Source organism: Streptomyces sp. NPDC048734 (assembly GCF_043198675.1).
In the GTDB taxonomy this organism is placed as follows: Bacteria; Actinomycetota; Actinomycetes; order Streptomycetales; family Streptomycetaceae; genus Streptomyces.
The window spans coordinates 1,045,927-1,061,852 of record NZ_JBICUZ010000001.1; the positions used below are offsets into that span (position 1 = coordinate 1,045,927).

Consider the following 15,926-nt stretch of genomic DNA (forward strand, 5'->3'; position numbering starts at 1 on the left):
GCGCACCCGGACCTCCGGGTGCGCCCCTCCTGCATGCGCGAGGGCGTCAAGGGCCCGTCACGCGGATGCTAGTTGTGGCCGAAGCGCTTGCCGCGTCCCTTGCCGCGGGCCATCTCGCCGGGCGCCATCTGCGTCGGGTTCGACTCGTCCTGCGGCTCCAGAGTGGCCTGCGCCGTCTGCGGAGTGCGCTCGGACTGCGGCTGCTTACGGTCACGGTTCTTGTTCTTGGCCATGGGGATCTGCCTCCTGTTGGGGGTCTAGGGGCCAGGGCCGGAATCAGATTCACATAGGCTGACTTATGGCGCATTTCGGATAATTACCGTCGGTGACAGGGTCCGTCGGCGGGCTCCGCCCCGAAACGCCACGCCGAAGATCGAGTTCCGGCCGTTAACCCCCGTGCGGTCGGGCAGACTCGAGGCAGGCCTGAAGCAAACCTCCCGGGAAGAGGGTGAGTCGTGTGGACCGCTGCATCGTCCTGGTGGACGCCGGGTATCTGCTGGGGGCCGCCGCGAGTCTCCTCGCCGGGGAACCCTCGCGTTCCCGGATCACCGTCGATCACGCCGCCCTCGTCCAGGGCCTGCGCGAACAGGCCGAGTCCGAGACCGAACGGCCCCTGCTGCGCATCTACTGGTTCGACGGCGCCCCCGACCGCGTCCCCCAGCCCGAGCACCGCAGACTGCGCGTGATGCCGCGGGTCACCGTCCGGCTGGGCGCCCTGACCCGCAGCGACGGCCGCTGGGCGCAGAAGGGCGTCGACGCCGCGATGCACGCCGAGCTGACCGAGCTGGCCCGCAACCGGGCCTGCTCCGACGTCGTCCTCGTCACCGGTGACGGCGACCTGCTGCCCGGCATGATGGCCGCCAAGGAACACGGCGTCGCCGTCCACCTGTGGGCCGTCCAGGCCGCCGACGGCGACTACAACCAGTCCGAGGACCTGGTCGCCGAGGCCGACGAACGGCGCGTGCTGGACCGTACCTGGATCACCAAGGCCGTACGCGCCAAGGACCTCGGCGGGGTCTGCGCGCCACCGCCCGTGCCGCGGCCCGAGATCGCCGCCATCCTCTCCGCGCCGCTCCCCGAGTCCACCCTGGCGCCCACGTCCGAGCGACCCGCGGAGCAGAGCGAGCACCCCTCCGCCGCCACCGGCAGCGGCACCCGGGACCGGGTCCCCGCCCCCAAGGGCGTCCCCACCCCCAAGGACCTCGCGGCCCTGCGCGCGCCCGGCGACCGGGCCGACCGGCCCCCGGCCACCGCGACCCTGCGCTGGTCCTCCGACAAGGGCTGGGTCGACCGGCCCTCCTCCGCCGCCGAGCCCCCCGAGGTCGCCTCGATGCCGACCCTCGCGCAGGTCACCACGGCCGAGCAGCGGTGGGCCGACCGCGAGGAGGACATCACCACCGTCGGCGGCGATCCCTTCGAGGTGGGACAGGTCTTCGCCCGCCGCTGGATGGGGCGCCTCGGCGACCAGGGCCACCTCCAGAAGCTGTCCGGCATGTACCCGCGCATCCCGCACCGCATCGACGGCGAACTGCTGCGCTACGCGGCCCGCTTCGGCCTCCTCGCGCACAAGGACGACCAGATCGACGAGCACGACCGCTACGCCATCCGGGCGGGGTTCTGGCGCGAGATCGACGTGCGGGCGACGGCCGAGCACGCGCCCGCGGCGGACTGAACCGGACACTCTGGGCGCCCCCGACGGCGAGCGGGGGGTGCCGACCCCGTAGGCTCGTTCCTTGTGAGTACGCGCGCGGCATCGACCATTCGGCACCGGGACGAGGTCGTGTGTGCCGTACGCGGACTGACCAAGACCTATCCGGCGGTCCGCGGCCGGCGCGGCACTCCCGGGACCCCCGAGGTCCGCGCCACCGACGACGTGCGGCTCGACGTACGGCGGGGTGAGATCTTCGGCCTGCTCGGGCCCAACGGAGCCGGCAAGACCAGCGTCGTGCGCCAGGTCACCGGGCTGATGCGGCCGGACGGCGGCAGCGTGGAGATCCTCGGCCACGACATCGTGCGCCATCCCGAACGGGCCGCGCGCATCCTCGCCTACCTCGGTCAGGAGTCCACCGCCCTCGACGAACTCACCGTCTCCCTCGCCGCCGAGACCACCGGACGGCTGCGCGGCCTCCCCGTGCGTGAGGCCCGGCGGGAACGGGACGCCGTGCTCGAGGAGCTGGGACTCACCCCGATCGCCGGCCGGCCGCTGCGCAGGCTCTCCGGCGGACAGCGGCGGCTGGCCTGCTTCGCGACCGCGCTGGTGGGGGAGCGGCCGCTGCTGGTGCTGGACGAGCCCACCACCGGGATGGACCCCGTCGCCCGGCGTGCCGTGTGGTCCGCCGTGGACCGGCGGCGCGCCGAGCGCGGCACCACCGTGCTGCTCGTCACCCACAACGTCATCGAGGCCGAGACCGTCCTCGACCGGGTCGCCGTTCTCGACCGCGGCCGGGTCATCGCCTGCGACACGCCCGCCGGGCTCAAGGAACAGGTCGCCGACGAGGTACGGGTCGAGCTGGTGTGGCGCGAGCGGGCGCCGCTGGACGTCCCCGAGGTCGCCGCGCTGCGCGAGCGGGCCGTGGAGTCCGGGCGCCGCTGGACGCTGCGACTCGGCCCCGAGGAGGCCCGCACGGTCGTCGCCACCGTCACCGGCGGGGCCGCCTTCGCCGCCCTGGACGACTTCACCCTCGCCACCCCCAGCCTGGAGGACGTCTACCTGGCGCTGGGCGGAGCCGCCCGGCAGGGGTTGGTGAGGGCGTGAGCAGGACCGTCCCCGCGTCCGTATCGAACAGGGCGACCACCGGACCCAAGAGGAGCACCGCGACGTGAGTGTCGTACCCGCAGAGGTTCTGCCGGGCAGCGCCCTGGCCGTGGACGGGCAGCCGGCCCGGGAAGCGGCCGAGCTCGCGCCGCGCGCGCGGCTGTGGCCGTCGCTCGCGGCCGTGTACCGGGCGCAGCTGTCCCGCGCGCGGGTGGCCCGCATCCCGCTGCTGTTCGTGGCGACCTTCCAGTCGGTCGGCATCCTGATCATGATGCGCGGGGTCGTGGAGGGCGGACGCGAGGCGGAGGCCGTGGTGGCCGGCTCCTCGGTCCTCGTCGTCGCCTTCGTCGCGCTGAACCTGCTGGCGCAGTACTTCGGCCAGCTGCGGGCCACCGGCGGCCTCGACCACTACGCCACGCTGCCGGTGCCGCCCGCGGCCGTCGTGCTGGGCGCCGCGGGCGCGTACGCCTCCTTCACCGTGCCGGGGACGCTGGTGACCGCGGTCTTCGGCGCCGTGCTCTTCGGACTGCCGCTGACCCACCTGTGGGTGCTGGCGCTCGTCGTCCCGCTGTCCGGTGCCGCGCTGGCCGGGCTCGGCGCGGCCTTCGGCCTGCTCGCCCCGCGCCCCGAGCTGGCCACCGTGCTCGGCCAGCTGGGCATGTCGGCGGCGCTGCTGCTCGGCGTCCTGCCGCCCGACCGGATGCCGGAGGCGGTCCGCCTCACCCGCGACCTGCTGCCGTCGACGTACGGCGTGGAGGCGCTCGCGCGGACCTTCCGGCCGCACCCCGACTGGGCCTTCGTGCTCGGGGACCTCGCGGTGTGCGCCGCCGTCGGCGTGGTGTCGCTGGCGGTCGCCACCTGGGCGTACCGCCGGGCCGCCGTCCGATGACGCACGGCACCGACGGGCCTGGCACGATGTCAGGGTGACCGCACCGCTGACTCCCCCTCCGCCGCCGCACGAACCGTCCCCCGGCGACGCCTGGCCGTCGCCCGGAGCGCACCCCGGTGCGGCCGCGTTCCAGGGTGCCGTGCCCCACGACGCCGGACACGGACAGGACGGGCCCGGGATGAGGACGGAGCTGCGGGAAGCCGCCGTGATCACCGTCGTGGTCGCGCTCGCCGGAGTGGCGCTGGGGCTGCTGTGGCTGTGGCTCGCGCCGCGCGTCCCGCTGGTCGGGGAGGTCGTCGACGGCAACTGGGTCGTCTACCTCAAGGACACCGAGGGCGAGCAGGCCGTCGGCGTGGACGGAACGTTCGTCCTGCTCGCCGTGGCCTGCGGCGCGGTGAGCGCCGCCGCCGTGTTCGCCTGGCGCCGGTGCGGAGGCGTGCCGCTGGTCGTGGCGCTGGCCCTCGGCGGACTGCTCGGCTCCCTGCTGGCGTGGCGGCTGGGCGTGTGGCTCGGCCCCGGGCAGGACGTGATCGCGCAGGCGAGGGCGGCGGGTGCGGGCGCCACGTTCTCGGCCCCGCTGAAGCTGAGCGCCAAGGGCGCGCTGCTGGCCTGGTCCCTGGCCGCCCTCCTGGTGCACCTCGGCCTCACCGCCCTGTTCGGCCCCCGCGACCCCGAGCCGTACGCGCCGGGAGCGCTCCCGAAGGACCCGTACGGGGCACCGCTCGGGTAGGGCCGGTGCCGGGCCCGAGCCGCGCCCGCGCCGGGCGTGCGGTGCCCGCGCCCCGGCTCGGGCCGGCCGGCCCGAGCCGGGGCGCGGCAGTGCTCGGCCGGCTTGCGCGCCGGGGAACGGTGGGGCGTGGCCGGGCTCGGCGGGCGCGTGGCCGGGGTGGCCGGGGTGCGCCCGGCCGTACGGAGCGTGCGGTGTCCGTACGGGGCGCGTGGTGTCCGTACGGAGCGTGCGGTGTCCGTACGGGGCGCGTGGTGTCCGTACGGAGCGCGTGGTGTCCGTACGAGGCGTGCGACGCCCGTGCCGGGCGGCACCCGAGCCGGAACTGTGGCCGGGTGTGCCGGGCCCGGGCCGGGGTGCGGCCGGGCCCGTACTGAGCCTGTCGGGTGCTTGGCCGGTCAGGCGGGGCCGGGCCCGTATCGAGCCTGTCGGGTGCTTGGCCGGTCAGGCGCGGCCGATGGGGGCCAGGACCGCTTGCGTGAGCCCGGCCAGGTCGGTGGGGGCCAGCTCGACCTCCAGGCCGCGGCGGCCCGCCGAGACGCAGATGGTGGCGTGCGCCCGCGCCGAGTCGTCGACCACCGTGGGGAGCTTCTTGCGCTGGCCCAGCGGGGAGATGCCGCCGCGGACGTAGCCCGTGGTGCGTTCGGCGAGGGCCGGGTCGGCCATGGCGGCGCGCTTGCCGCCGACCGCCGCCGCGAGGGCCTTGAGGTCGAGCGAGCCGGCGACCGGGACCACGGCGACCGTCAGGGTGCCGTCCACGTCGGCGACCAGGGTCTTGAAGACCCGGTCGGGGGAGACGCCCATGGCCTCGGCGGCCTCCTCGCCGTAGGAGGGGTGGGCCGGGTCGTGGTCGTAGGCGTGGACCGTGAACTCCACGCCCGCCGCCGTCAGGGCGACGGTCGCGGGTGTGCCGCCGGACTGCTGTTTCTTCGACTTCTTCGCCATCAGGGCCTTCTCGTGCGTCAGTTCAGACTGGTCTGCCCGCGGGTCAGGTCCGCCGCGGGCAGCGAGGGCAGGCTACGGAGGATGGCCGTCTCCGCGCGCAGGAGTTCCAGCTCGTCGCGCAGCCGGGAGGCGGTGTCCGGGGCCTGGAGCAGCCGCTGCTTGGCGGGCGTGTCGAGCATCATCGCGGCCGCCACCAGGTACGACACCACGGACGGATCGTCCGGCAGGTCCGCCCCGGTGGACAGCGACCGCTCCCGCGCACCCGCCAGACGCTTCTGGTACTGGCGGAAGGCCCGCAGCACGCCCTCCGCGAGCGCGCCCGCCTCGTCGCCAGGCTCCTCCGGCAGCTCCTCCAGTTCCGCCACCAGGAAGGGGCCCGAAGCGTCCACCGACACCAGGCGCACCCGGGTCGTCCCGGTGGCCAGTACCTCGAAGGTGCCGTCGGCACGCTCCCGGACCGTCGCCGCGTCGGCGACGCACCCGACGGAGTGGAACGCCTTGACCGGGTCGTCGCCGAACCCGGCGGCGGGACCCCGCCGGGGCGGCGCCGTCCGGTCCGGCATGCCCGGTGCGGCCGGTGCCACCTCGTGACCGTCGCGGATGGCGACGACGGCGAACCGGCGCGCCTCCTCCTCGGGGGTCTTCAGCAGATCGCGCATCAGGGCGCGATAGCGCTCCTCGAACACGTTGAGCGGCAGCACCAGTCCGGGGAAGAGGACGGTGTTCAGCGGGAAGAGCGGCAGCCGGACGGTGGTCACGGCGCAGAAGCCTAGTGGTCCGTGGGGTACGCGCGTTCCCCGTGCCCGTTCCGTGGACGGCCGGGGGGCTCTCCGGGTCCCGCGCACACGCTCTCGCGCACCGCCAGGAAGTGTCCCAGCGGGTCGTCGGACAGCCGGCCCCACGGGAAGGACGTGGCGTACGGGCCGACCAGACGCAGCTGGGCGAGGGCGTCCGCACGGCGGCCGAGCCGGACCAGGACGTACGTCAGGAGGTTGCGGATCTCGGCCGTCCACGGGTCCGACCCCGGGAAACGGGCGGAGAGCACGATCGCGCGGTCGGCGGCCGCGTCGAGGCGCTCACGGGGCACCTCGGGCCCGCAGCCGTCGGTCAGGTAGGAGAAGGCGGCCCGTACCGGCAGCGCCTGGACGAGCGAGCCGGCCGGGGCGTCCTGCGCGGCACGGTCGGCGAAGTCGAAGCACTCGCGGTGGGAGCCGTGCCAGGACTCGGCCAGATAGCGTTCGGCGGCCACATGACAGCCGTAGTGGTGCGGGGCGCGGCGGACGGCGGCCGCCCACAGCTCCTCGAAGTACGTGTGCCCGGCGTTCGAGCCGCGCGCGTGGTCCAGGGCGATCCGCCACGGCACCGGGTCGCGGTGGTCGCCCTGCGCGGCGGCCGTGATCAGCGGGCTCACCTCGCGCAGCAGCTCGGCCCGGGCGGGTGACCCCCAGGCACGCCCCACCGCGAGCTGGGCGGCCACCAGCAGGACGTCGGGGTCGTACGGGGCGGCGGCCCGCCAGTCCTCGAACCACTCCGGGCGGGACCGCGCGAAGGACGCGAGGCGGGTGACGTACCGGTCGCGGTACTCCCACTCGGCCCGCTCCCTGGTGCCGGCCAGCAGTGCGGCGGCCGCCTCGTACGCGCCCCGCCCGGCCGCGACCAGCGCGGGGCCCAGGCGGTCGTCGGGCACGTCGAGGAGCACCTCGTCGTCGGCCGGGAGTCCGGCCGCGGGGTGGGGGGCGGCGGTCCGCGCGCGCCGGGACGCGGCCGTCCGCGGGGCGCGGATGAACGGGGGCAGCAGAGCCATGGTTTTGCCATTGAAAAGCGGTCGGTCGACTGTGCGCCAGAGGGCGGCGCAAACCTCTGGAAAGTTGTACGCCGCCGGGTCAAGGCCGGGTAAAAGGTGAACGTTCCGTTCCGGTGGGTCGGCCTTCCGGGCGGGTCCACCGGGTTCCGGCCGCACCGGTCCCGGCCGCAGTCAGCCGCGCCGCAGCGCCCGGGTCACGCCCGCCGCGACCGTCGTGGCCAGCACCCAGCCCAGCAGGATCATCGCCGTCTGCACCCACTGCCAGCCGCCCTGCATCCGCCACTGGCCCGCCTGGCCCAGGTCGATCACGGGCAGCAGCAGGTCGAGGGCGAACAGTGCCGGGTTCCACGGCGGGTGCCCGTCGCGGCTGACCGGCGGAGGGTCCGCGCGCGCGAACGCCAGGGAACTCGCCGCCCACAGCACCGCCATCCACACGGCCGCCCGGCCCGGCCGGTAGCCGTAGGCCACCGTCAGGTCCTGGGCGTACCCCCACAGCTTCGCGGCCGACGGCAGTGTCTCGCGGCGCCTGCGCTGCTTGGCGAGCAGCACCTCGCGGGCGTCCTCGTCCTCCCCGCCTGCCCGCAGCACCGCCGCCAGCCGCTCGTACGGCTCCGGGTTGTACTCGGCGGTCGCCGCGGCCACCCAGCCCAGGCGCTCGTCCAGCGGGAACGGCCCCTGCGGCACCAGGTTTTCGTACGCGAAACCGCCCATGTGCAGGTTGCCGGGGCCCGGCCAGGCGCCCGCGCGGTCCACCAGGTTGACCACCCGCGCCCCCGACAGCACCACCTTGCCGCGCTGCGGCCGCTCCCCGAGGAAGCGCAGCTCGGGCGTCTGCACCCGGCGCAGCGACAGCTCCTGCTCGTCGGTGAAGGAGAACCGGGCCTGCTCCAGGTCGACGGCGTCCCCGAACCGCCCGTCGTCCAGGCGCACCCCGCCCCGGCACTCGAAGCGCTGGACGCGGGTCCCGCGCGCGGGAGTGGTGCCGCTCAGCGCCTGCCCGCCGAGGCCGGCCGGGGTCAGGTAGAGGGAACGTTCGACGGTGAGCTGGGGCGCGTTCAGCGCGAACCGGGTGTACGGGTTGCTCAGGCGCGCCCCGCGCAGGCTCAGCGAGACCCCGATCTTGGCGCTGCGCAGCCGCAGCTCGCCGTGTGACTCCAGCATCTCGGCCTGGAGGTCCTGGCCGACGCTGAGGCCGTCGGCGGTGATCGAGCGGCCGCTGCGGTCGCGGTAGACGATCGCCATGTTGAGCATCAGGTCGGTGCCGATCTGCGCGTCGGTGAGCCGGACGCCGTTGTGGAAGCGGCAGCGGGGCAGGTGCAGATCCCCCTCCGTCTGGAGCCGGGCGGCCTCCAGCCGCGGCACCGAGCAGTCCACCATCCGCAGCGTGGACACCCGCGCCTCGGGCAGCAGCACGTCCCGCTCGAAGCGGCAGCGCTTCATCTCGACGTACGGCTCCACGGTGCCGCCCGCCAGGTCGAGGCTGTCGCTGATCTGCACGCCGACCAGCTTGAGCGAGGACACCCGGCCGGCGAGGGCGGGCGGCCCGTCCAGCAGCAGCCAGGCCACGATCCGCGCCCGTACCGTGCGGGACTCGCCCCAGGGGTGCCCGCCGTGCGGGTCGTCGACGACGCCGTCGCCGCTGCTCAGGTCGTACACGCTGCCGTTGCGGAAGGCCTGCCACATGCCGGCCTCGGCGGCGGTCAGGTCGTCCGGCAGGTCCCCGGTCTGTGTGCCGGTCCCTTCCGTCACGCTGCTTCGGTCCCTTCGCTCTCGCACACGTTTCGTACGACCGTTCATGCCCGGTGGGTGACGCCCCGAACGCTAACCGTGAGGGGGATCTTCCGTTTCCGGCCACGTCCTGTATCAGCCATTGATACGCGCGGACGGCCACTGATCCCGGTCTGAGAGAATTGACCACGTGATCTCTCGAATCGATCTGCGCGGCGACGCCCTCCCCGAGGGACCCGCCCTGCGCGACCTGCTGCCCCGAGCCGACTTCGACGTCTCGGCCGCCCTGGAGAAGGTGCGTCCGATCTGCGAGGCCGTGCACCATCGTGGCGACGCGGCACTGATCGACTTCGCCGAGAAGTTCGACGGCGTCCGGCTCGACCGGGTACGGGTCCCGGCCGAGGCCCTCACCCGCGCCCTCGCGGAACTCGACCCCGCCGTGCGCGCGGCCCTGGAGGAGTCCGTCCGCCGCACCCGTGCCGTCCACCGCGAGCAGCGCCGCACGAACCGCACGACGCAGGTCGTGCCCGGCGGCTCGGTGACCGAGAAGTGGGTTCCGGTCGACCGCGTCGGGCTGTACGCGCCCGGCGGCCGGTCGGTCTACCCGTCCTCCGTGATCATGAACGTGGTCCCGGCCCAGGAGGCCGGCGTCGAGTCGATCGCGCTCGCCTCCCCGGCCCAGGCCGACTTCGGCGGACTGCCGCACCCGACGATCCTCGCCGCGTGCGCGCTGCTCGGCGTCGACGAGGTCTACGCGGCCGGCGGCGCCACCGCCGTCGCGATGTTCGCCTACGGCACCGAGTCCTGCCCGCCCGCCGACATGGTCACCGGCCCCGGCAACATCTGGGTCGCCGCCGCCAAGCGCTACTTCACCGGCAGGATCGGCATCGACGCCGAGGCCGGCCCGACCGAGATCGCCGTCCTGGCCGACTCCACCGCCGACCCCGCCCACGTCGCCGCCGACCTGATCAGCCAGGCCGAGCACGACCCGCTGGCCGCCGCCGTCCTGGTCACCGACTCCGCCGAGCTGGCGGACGCGGTCGAGCGGGAGCTGGAGCCGCAGGTCGCGGCCACCCGGCACATCGACGACCGGATCGTCCCGGCCCTCAAGGGCCGGCAGTCCGCGATCGTCCTGGTCGACGGCGTCGAGGAGGGCCTGCGGGTGGTCGACGCCTACGGCGCCGAGCACCTGGAGATCCAGACGGCCGACGCCGCCGCGGTCGCCGACCGGGTGCGCAACGCGGGCGCGATCTTCGTCGGACCCTGGGCGCCCGTGTCGCTCGGCGACTACGCCGCCGGGTCCAACCACGTCCTGCCCACCGGCGGCTGCGCCTGCCACTCCTCCGGCCTGTCCGTCCAGTCCTTCCTGCGCGGCATCCACATCGTCGACTACACCAAGGACGCGCTGGCCGACGTCGCGCGCCACGTGGTCACGCTGGCGGAGGCGGAGGACCTGCCCGCGCACGGCGCGGCGATCAAGGCACGGTTCGACTGGAAGGTACCCGAGGGCAAGTGACCGGCATTGACGATCTCCCCGTACGGGACGAGCTGCGCGGCAAGTCCCCCTACGGCGCGCCCCAGTTGGACGTGCCGGTACGGCTGAACACCAACGAGAACCCCTACCCGCTGCCCGAGGCGCTCGTCGAGCGGATCACCGAGCGCGTCCGCGCGGCCGCCCGTGACCTCAACCGCTACCCCGACCGGGACGCCGTCGAGCTGCGCACCCGGCTCGCCGCGTACCTGACGGACACCTGCGGGTACGAGGTCGGGCCGGCGAACGTCTGGGCCGCCAACGGCTCCAACGAGGTCATCCAGCAACTGCTCCAGACCTTCGGCGGACCGGGCCGCACCGCGATCGGCTTCGAGCCGTCGTACTCGATGCACGGCCTCATCGCGCGCGGCACCGGCACCGGATGGATCTCCGGGCCGCGCAACGAGGACTTCACCATCGACCTCGCGGCCGCCGAGAAGGCCATCGCGGAGAACCGGCCGGACGTCGTCTTCGTCACCACCCCCAACAACCCCACCGGCACCGCCGTCCCGGCCCCGACCGTCCGCGCGCTGTACGAGGCCGCGCAGGCCGCCAAGCCGTCCATGGTGATCGTGGACGAGGCCTACGTCGAGTTCAGCCACGGCGACTCGCTGCTGCCGCTGCTCGAAGGTCGGCCGAATCTCGTCGTCTCGCGGACGATGTCGAAGGCCTTCGGCGCGGCCGGCCTGCGCCTCGGCTACCTCGCCGCCCACCCGGCCGTCGTGGACGCCGTCCAGCTGGTCCGGCTGCCCTACCACCTGTCCGCCGTCACCCAGGCGACCGCCCTGGCCGCCCTGGAACACACCGGCACGCTGCTGAAGTACGTCGAGCAGCTCAAGGCGGAGCGGGACCGGCTCGTGGCCGAACTGCTCGCGCTCGGCTACGAGGTGACCGCCTCCGACGCCAACTTCGTGCAGTTCGGCCGGTTCGACGACGCGCACGCGATGTGGCGGAAGATCCTCGACCGGGGCGTCCTGGTGCGCGACAACGGCGTACCGGGATGGCTGCGGGTCACCGCCGGGACCCCCGAAGAGAACGACGCGTTCCTCGACGCGGTCCGTGAGATCAAGAAGGAGCAGGGTTCATGAGCCGTGTCGGACGCGTGGAGCGCACGACCAAGGAGACGTCCGTCCTGGTCGAGATCGACCTCGACGGCACCGGCAAGGTCGATGTGGCGACCGGTGTCGGCTTCTACGACCACATGCTCGACCAGCTCGGCCGGCACGGTCTGTTCGACCTGACCGTGAAGACCGACGGCGACCTGCACATCGACTCCCACCACACCATCGAGGACACCGCCCTCGCGCTGGGCGCCGCCTTCAGGCAGGCGCTCGGCGACAAGGTGGGCATCTACCGCTTCGGCAACTGCACGGTCCCGCTGGACGAGTCCCTCGCCCAGGTGACGGTGGACCTGAGCGGCCGCCCCTACCTCGTGCACACCGAGCCCGAGAACATGGCGCCGATGATCGGCGAGTACGACACCACCATGACCCGGCACATCCTGGAGTCCTTCGTCGCCCAGGCGCAGATCGCGCTGCACGTGCACGTGCCCTACGGACGCAACGCGCACCACATCGTGGAGTGCCAGTTCAAGGCACTGGCCCGGGCCCTGCGCTACGCCTCGGAGCGCGACCCGCGCGCGGCCGGCATCCTCCCCTCCACGAAGGGCGCGCTGTGACCGGTCTGTCGACCATCCTGATCGTCGTCGGTCTCTTCCTGGCCGGCGGCATCTACTCCTTCGTCAAGCAGGACATGCCGAGGAGCCTGATCGTGCTCCTCTCCATCGGCGCCGCGATGTGTCTGGTCGCGGGAGTGATGAGGTTGGAGGTGTGGAGTTGACCGCCGCATCCAAGAAGGTCGTCGTCTTCGACTACGGCTTCGGCAACGTCCGCTCCGCCGAGCGCGCCCTCGCGCGCACCGGGGCCGACGTCGAGATCACGCGCGACTTCGACACGGCGATGAACGCCGACGGGCTGCTGGTGCCGGGCGTCGGCGCCTTCGCCGCCTGCATGAAGGGCCTGCGGGACGCCCGCGGGGACTGGATCATCGACCGCCGGCTGGCCGGCGGCCGCCCGGTGATGGGCATCTGCGTCGGCATGCAGATCCTGTTCGCCCGCGGCATCGAGCACGGGGTGGAGACCGAGGGCCTCGACGAGTGGCCCGGCGCGGTCGAGCCGCTCCGGGCGGAGATCGTGCCCCACATGGGCTGGAACACCGTGGACGCCCCGGCCGACTCCGAACTGTTCGCCGGCCTGGACGCGGACGCGCGCTTCTACTTCGTGCACTCCTACGCCGTCCAGGACTGGTCCTTCGACGAGCACAACCCCACCATGCGGGCGCCCAGGGTGACCTGGTCGACGCACGGCGAGCCGTTCGTGGCCGCCGTGGAGAACGGCCCGCTGTGGGCCACCCAGTTCCACCCCGAGAAGTCCGGCGACGCCGGAGCCCAGCTCCTCACCAACTGGATCGGAACCCTGTGAGCAAGCTCGAACTCCTCCCCGCCGTCGACGTCCGCGACGGCCAGGCCGTCCGGCTCGTGCACGGCGAGTCGGGGACGGAAACTTCTTACGGTTCGCCCCTGGAGGCCGCCCTCGCCTGGCAGCGCTCGGGCGCCGAGTGGCTGCACCTGGTCGACCTGGACGCCGCGTTCGGCACCGGCGACAACCGCGCGCTGATCGCCGAGGTCGCGGGCGCCATGGACATCAAGGTGGAACTGTCCGGCGGCATCCGCGACGACGACACCCTCGCCGCCGCCCTCGCCACCGGCTGCACCCGCGTCAACCTGGGCACGGCCGCCCTGGAGACCCCCGAGTGGGTCGCCAAGGTCATCGCCGAGCACGGCGACAAGATCGCCGTCGGCCTCGACGTCCGCGGCACCACCCTGCGCGGCCGCGGCTGGACCCGGGACGGCGGCGACCTCTACGAGACGCTGGAGCGCCTGAACAAGGAGGGCTGCGCGCGCTACGTCGTCACCGACATCGCCAAGGACGGCACCCTCCAGGGCCCCAACCTGGAACTGCTGCGCACCGTGTGCGCCGCCACGGACCGTCCGGTCGTCGCCTCCGGCGGGGTGTCCTCCCTCGACGACCTGCGCGCCATCGCCGCACTGGTCCCCCTCGGTGTGGAGGGCGCCATCGTCGGGAAGGCGCTCTACGCGAAGGCGTTCACCCTGGAAGAGGCCTTGGAGGCTGTGTCTTCATGACGTCCGAAGCCGTACGGCGCGTGCAGAGCGGAAATCCCTGGGAAGAGACTCTCGGCTTCGCGCGCGCCGTCGCGGCGGGCGACATGGTGCTGGTGGCGGGCACGACGTCCTTCAAGGGCAGCGTGCTGTACGGGGAGGGCGACCCCTACGAACAGGCCAAAGTGGCCTTCACCAGCGCCCTGGAGGCGATCGCCGAGTTCGGGCTGGGACCCGAGTCGGTGGTCAGGACCCGGATGCACCTGGCGCATCCACGGGACGTCGACGAGGTGGGCCGGGCCCACAAGGAACTCTTCGACACCGTGCGCCCGGCCGCGACCCTGCTGGTCGTGGAGGGGTTCATCGACCCGCGCGTCCTGGTCTCCGTGGAACTGGAAGCATTCAGGGGCCACAGAGGCAACAGAGGCAAATAGAAGCAATCAGAGGAGCCGTGGATTCATGACCCTGGCGGTCCGAGTCATCCCCTGCCTGGACGTGGACAACGGCCGGGTCGTCAAGGGCGTCAACTTCCAGAACCTGCGCGACGCGGGCGACCCCGTCGAGATGGCCAAGGTGTACGACGCCGAGGGCGCCGACGAGCTGACGTTCCTGGACATCACCGCCTCGTCGGGCAACCGCGAGACCACCTACGACGTGGTCCGGCGCACGGCCGAGCAGGTGTTCATCCCGCTCACCGTCGGCGGCGGGGTGCGCACCCCCGAGGACGTCGACAAGCTGCTGCGGGCCGGTGCCGACAAGGTCGGCGTCAACACCGCCGCGATCGCCCGCCCGGAGCTGATCAAGGAGATCGCCGAGCGCTTCGGCAGCCAGGTGCTGGTGCTCTCCGTGGACGCCCGCCGCACCGGTTCGGGCTCCTTCGAGGTCACCACCCACGGCGGCCGCCGCGGCACCGGCATCGACGCCGTCGAGTGGGCCCACCGCGCCGCCGAGCTGGGCGCCGGCGAGATCCTGCTCAACTCGATGGACGCGGACGGCACCAAGGACGGCTACGACCTGGAGATGATCGCCGCCGTCCGGAAGCACGTCTCGGTCCCGGTCATCGCCTCCGGCGGCGCCGGCAAGCTCTCCGACTTCGCCCCGGCCGTCGAGGCGGGCGCGGACGCGGTCCTGGCCGCGTCGGTCTTCCACTTCGGCGACCTGCGCATCGGCGAGGTCAAGCAGGCGCTGCGGGCGGCGGGCCACCCGGTCCGCTGAGGCGTCCCCCGATGTCAGCCCCGGCCACCTGGTGGCCGGGGCTCACGCGTGAGCGGACACGAAAGCCGGACTACCCCCGCGCCTGCGCCAGTTGCACGTAGTTGCCGACCGTGTCGTCCAGCACCGCGGTGATCATCCGACCCTGCTCCCGCGGCTCCTGCGGGAAGTGCACGCCGAGGCCGCTCAGCCGCTCGAACTCCGCCCACATGTCGTCCACGGAGAACACGATGCAGGGCAGCTCGGCCTTCCGCAGCGCCGCGCGGTACGGCGCCGCGACCGGGCCGTGGCCGGCTTCCAGCAGCAGCTGGAGCTCCCGCTGGGCGCCCCCGGCCGCGCCCACGGTGACGTACCGCGCGCCGTCGCCCAGGTCCAGGTGGACGCGGGTCTCGAAGCCGAGGACGCCGGTGTAGAAGGCATGGGCCCTGGCGACGTCGTCGACGTACACGCTGGTCACGGCGACCTTGATCACTGCGGCGTCCTCTCAGATGCCGAGCTGCTTGCCGCCGCGCAGTGCGGTGAGGGCGTCCTCGTCGCCGACCAGGTCCACCTCGGCGGCGTTCTGCCGGCCGTACAGGAACAGCAGCAGTTCCGAGGGCTCGCCGGTCGCCGTGACGACCGGGGTGCCGCGATTGGCGACCGCCGTACGCCCGTCCGGGCGGCGCAGCACCAGGCCGGTCGGGGTGCCGCGGCCCATCAGCCGGGCGGTGCGCTCCAGGCGCGCCCACAGGGCGTCCTGGAAGACCGGGTCCAGCTCACGGGACGTCCAGTCGGGCTGGGCGCGGCGGACGTCCTCGCCGTGGATGTAGAACTCGACGGTGTTCGACGCCTCGTCGAGCTGCTTGACCCGGAAGGGGGAGAACCGCGGCGGGCCGGTACGGATCAGCTGGATCAGCTCCTCGTACGGCTTGGCGGCGAACTCCTCCATCGTCCTGTCCAGCCGGGACGCGAGCTGCTTGACGATGATGCCGCCGGCCGCGTCGGGCCGGCGCTCGCGCACCACCACGTGCGCGGCCAGGTCGCGGGCCTGCCAGCCCTCGCAGAGGGTCGGCGCCTCGGGCCCGGCCGTCTCCAAGAGCTCGGCGAGCAGGAGTCGTTCACGCTTGGCGAAAGTGGACATGCCGTCAGCCTACGACCGTCCGGCGGGTCCGCCCAGT

19 protein-coding genes are annotated in these 15,926 nt (G+C 73.5%); 12 read left to right on the plus strand and 7 right to left on the minus strand.

The features are described from left to right. Positions 1-68: 68 nt before the first annotated feature. Positions 69-233 carry a hypothetical protein gene (locus tag ACGFQC_RS04585; protein ID WP_363087249.1) on the minus strand — a complete coding sequence of 55 codons (165 nt, stop codon included), beginning with the start codon at positions 231-233 and terminating at the stop codon, positions 69-71. 224 nt (positions 234-457) lie between these two features. Here ACGFQC_RS04585 and ACGFQC_RS04590 point away from each other — a divergent pair, with 224 nt between their 5' ends. From ACGFQC_RS04590 to ACGFQC_RS04605, 4 genes are all read left to right on the plus strand, one after another. Next, a complete protein-coding gene (locus ACGFQC_RS04590; RefSeq protein ID WP_363087250.1) occupies positions 458-1,672 on the plus strand; it encodes an NYN domain-containing protein in 1,215 nt (404 codons plus the stop codon). 108 nt (positions 1,673-1,780) lie between these two features. Then, positions 1,781-2,755, plus strand: coding sequence for an ABC transporter ATP-binding protein (locus ACGFQC_RS04595; protein WP_363087372.1), 975 nt, complete (start codon positions 1,781-1,783; stop codon positions 2,753-2,755). 64 nt (positions 2,756-2,819) lie between these two features. Further along, positions 2,820-3,644, plus strand: a complete 825-nt coding sequence (locus tag ACGFQC_RS04600; RefSeq protein WP_363087251.1) for an ABC transporter permease — start codon at positions 2,820-2,822, stop codon at positions 3,642-3,644. Positions 3,645-3,678: 34 nt separating this feature from the next. Further along, positions 3,679-4,374, plus strand: coding sequence for a DUF2567 domain-containing protein (locus ACGFQC_RS04605; protein ID WP_363087252.1), 696 nt, complete (start codon positions 3,679-3,681; stop codon positions 4,372-4,374). A 441-nt stretch (positions 4,375-4,815) separates the two neighbouring features. Here ACGFQC_RS04605 and ybaK read toward each other — a convergent pair whose 3' ends face one another. The 4 genes from ybaK to ACGFQC_RS04625 form a co-directional block, all read right to left on the minus strand. Next, positions 4,816-5,316 (minus strand): Cys-tRNA(Pro) deacylase, encoded by a 501-nt coding sequence (gene ybaK / locus ACGFQC_RS04610; RefSeq protein ID WP_363087253.1) that lies wholly within the window; start codon positions 5,314-5,316, stop codon positions 4,816-4,818. Between the two features lie 17 nt (positions 5,317-5,333). After that, a complete protein-coding gene (locus ACGFQC_RS04615) occupies positions 5,334-6,074 on the minus strand; it encodes an LON peptidase substrate-binding domain-containing protein (protein ID WP_363087254.1) in 741 nt (246 codons plus the stop codon). Between the two features lie 11 nt (positions 6,075-6,085). Further along, positions 6,086-7,120 (minus strand): hypothetical protein, encoded by a 1,035-nt coding sequence (locus tag ACGFQC_RS04620; protein WP_363087255.1) that lies wholly within the window; start codon positions 7,118-7,120, stop codon positions 6,086-6,088. A 171-nt stretch (positions 7,121-7,291) separates the two neighbouring features. After that, the gene (locus ACGFQC_RS04625; protein ID WP_363087256.1) at positions 7,292-8,869 is read right to left on the minus strand and encodes an oxidoreductase; all 1,578 of its coding nucleotides are present in this window, start codon (positions 8,867-8,869) and stop codon (positions 7,292-7,294) included. A gap of 169 nt (positions 8,870-9,038) precedes the next feature. Between ACGFQC_RS04625 and hisD the strand changes: the two genes are divergently transcribed. From hisD to hisF, 8 genes are read left to right on the plus strand one after another with little or no spacing between them, the layout of a single operon-like run. After that, the gene (gene hisD / locus ACGFQC_RS04630; protein WP_363087257.1) at positions 9,039-10,364 is read left to right on the plus strand and encodes a histidinol dehydrogenase; all 1,326 of its coding nucleotides are present in this window, start codon (positions 9,039-9,041) and stop codon (positions 10,362-10,364) included. Next, entirely contained in the window at positions 10,361-11,467 is a 1,107-nt protein-coding gene (locus tag ACGFQC_RS04635) for a histidinol-phosphate transaminase (RefSeq protein WP_363087258.1), read from the plus strand. Before hisD ends, ACGFQC_RS04635 begins: the two co-directional genes overlap by 4 nt. Further along, entirely contained in the window at positions 11,464-12,057 is a 594-nt protein-coding gene (gene hisB / locus ACGFQC_RS04640) for an imidazoleglycerol-phosphate dehydratase HisB (RefSeq protein ID WP_363087259.1), read from the plus strand. Before ACGFQC_RS04635 ends, hisB begins: the two co-directional genes overlap by 4 nt. Continuing rightward, positions 12,054-12,218, plus strand: a complete 165-nt coding sequence (locus ACGFQC_RS04645) for a hypothetical protein (RefSeq protein ID WP_170109940.1) — start codon at positions 12,054-12,056, stop codon at positions 12,216-12,218. Before hisB ends, ACGFQC_RS04645 begins: the two co-directional genes overlap by 4 nt. After that, on the plus strand, positions 12,209-12,859 hold the full coding sequence (hisH, locus tag ACGFQC_RS04650; protein WP_393287760.1) for an imidazole glycerol phosphate synthase subunit HisH: 651 nt from the start codon (positions 12,209-12,211) through the stop codon (positions 12,857-12,859). Before ACGFQC_RS04645 ends, hisH begins: the two co-directional genes overlap by 10 nt. Next, on the plus strand, positions 12,856-13,581 hold the full coding sequence (gene priA, locus ACGFQC_RS04655) for a bifunctional 1-(5-phosphoribosyl)-5-((5-phosphoribosylamino)methylideneamino)imidazole-4-carboxamide isomerase/phosphoribosylanthranilate isomerase PriA (RefSeq protein WP_363087261.1): 726 nt from the start codon (positions 12,856-12,858) through the stop codon (positions 13,579-13,581). Before hisH ends, priA begins: the two co-directional genes overlap by 4 nt. Next, positions 13,578-13,991 (plus strand): RidA family protein, encoded by a 414-nt coding sequence (locus ACGFQC_RS04660; RefSeq protein ID WP_363087262.1) that lies wholly within the window; start codon positions 13,578-13,580, stop codon positions 13,989-13,991. Before priA ends, ACGFQC_RS04660 begins: the two co-directional genes overlap by 4 nt. A 25-nt stretch (positions 13,992-14,016) precedes the next feature. Beyond that, complete coding sequence (gene hisF / locus ACGFQC_RS04665; protein ID WP_363087263.1) at positions 14,017-14,772, plus strand: imidazole glycerol phosphate synthase subunit HisF; 756 nt, start codon at positions 14,017-14,019, stop codon at positions 14,770-14,772. A 70-nt stretch (positions 14,773-14,842) separates the two neighbouring features. Here hisF and ACGFQC_RS04670 read toward each other — a convergent pair whose 3' ends face one another. Beyond that, the gene (locus tag ACGFQC_RS04670; RefSeq protein WP_363087264.1) at positions 14,843-15,241 is read right to left on the minus strand and encodes a VOC family protein; all 399 of its coding nucleotides are present in this window, start codon (positions 15,239-15,241) and stop codon (positions 14,843-14,845) included. Positions 15,242-15,253: 12 nt separating this feature from the next. Beyond that, a complete protein-coding gene (locus ACGFQC_RS04675) occupies positions 15,254-15,889 on the minus strand; it encodes a TIGR03085 family metal-binding protein (protein ID WP_363087265.1) in 636 nt (211 codons plus the stop codon). Between the last annotated feature and the right edge of the window lie 37 nt (positions 15,890-15,926).

Excerpts from the sequence above, each read along its gene's own strand:
- ACGFQC_RS04660 (WP_363087262.1), top strand. The coding sequence starts at position 13,578 with ATGACGTCCGAAGCCGTACGGCGCGTGCAGAGCGGAAATCCCTGGGAA.
- ACGFQC_RS04675 (WP_363087265.1), bottom strand. The coding sequence starts at position 15,889 with ATGTCCACTTTCGCCAAGCGTGAACGACTCCTGCTCGCCGAGCTCTTG.
- ACGFQC_RS04620 (WP_363087255.1), bottom strand. The coding sequence starts at position 7,120 with ATGGCTCTGCTGCCCCCGTTCATCCGCGCCCCGCGGACGGCCGCGTCC.
- ACGFQC_RS04585 (WP_363087249.1), bottom strand. The coding sequence starts at position 233 with ATGGCCAAGAACAAGAACCGTGACCGTAAGCAGCCGCAGTCCGAGCGC.
- hisF (WP_363087263.1), top strand. The coding sequence starts at position 14,017 with ATGACCCTGGCGGTCCGAGTCATCCCCTGCCTGGACGTGGACAACGGC.
- ybaK (WP_363087253.1), bottom strand. The coding sequence starts at position 5,316 with ATGGCGAAGAAGTCGAAGAAACAGCAGTCCGGCGGCACACCCGCGACC.
- hisB (WP_363087259.1), top strand. The coding sequence starts at position 11,464 with ATGAGCCGTGTCGGACGCGTGGAGCGCACGACCAAGGAGACGTCCGTC.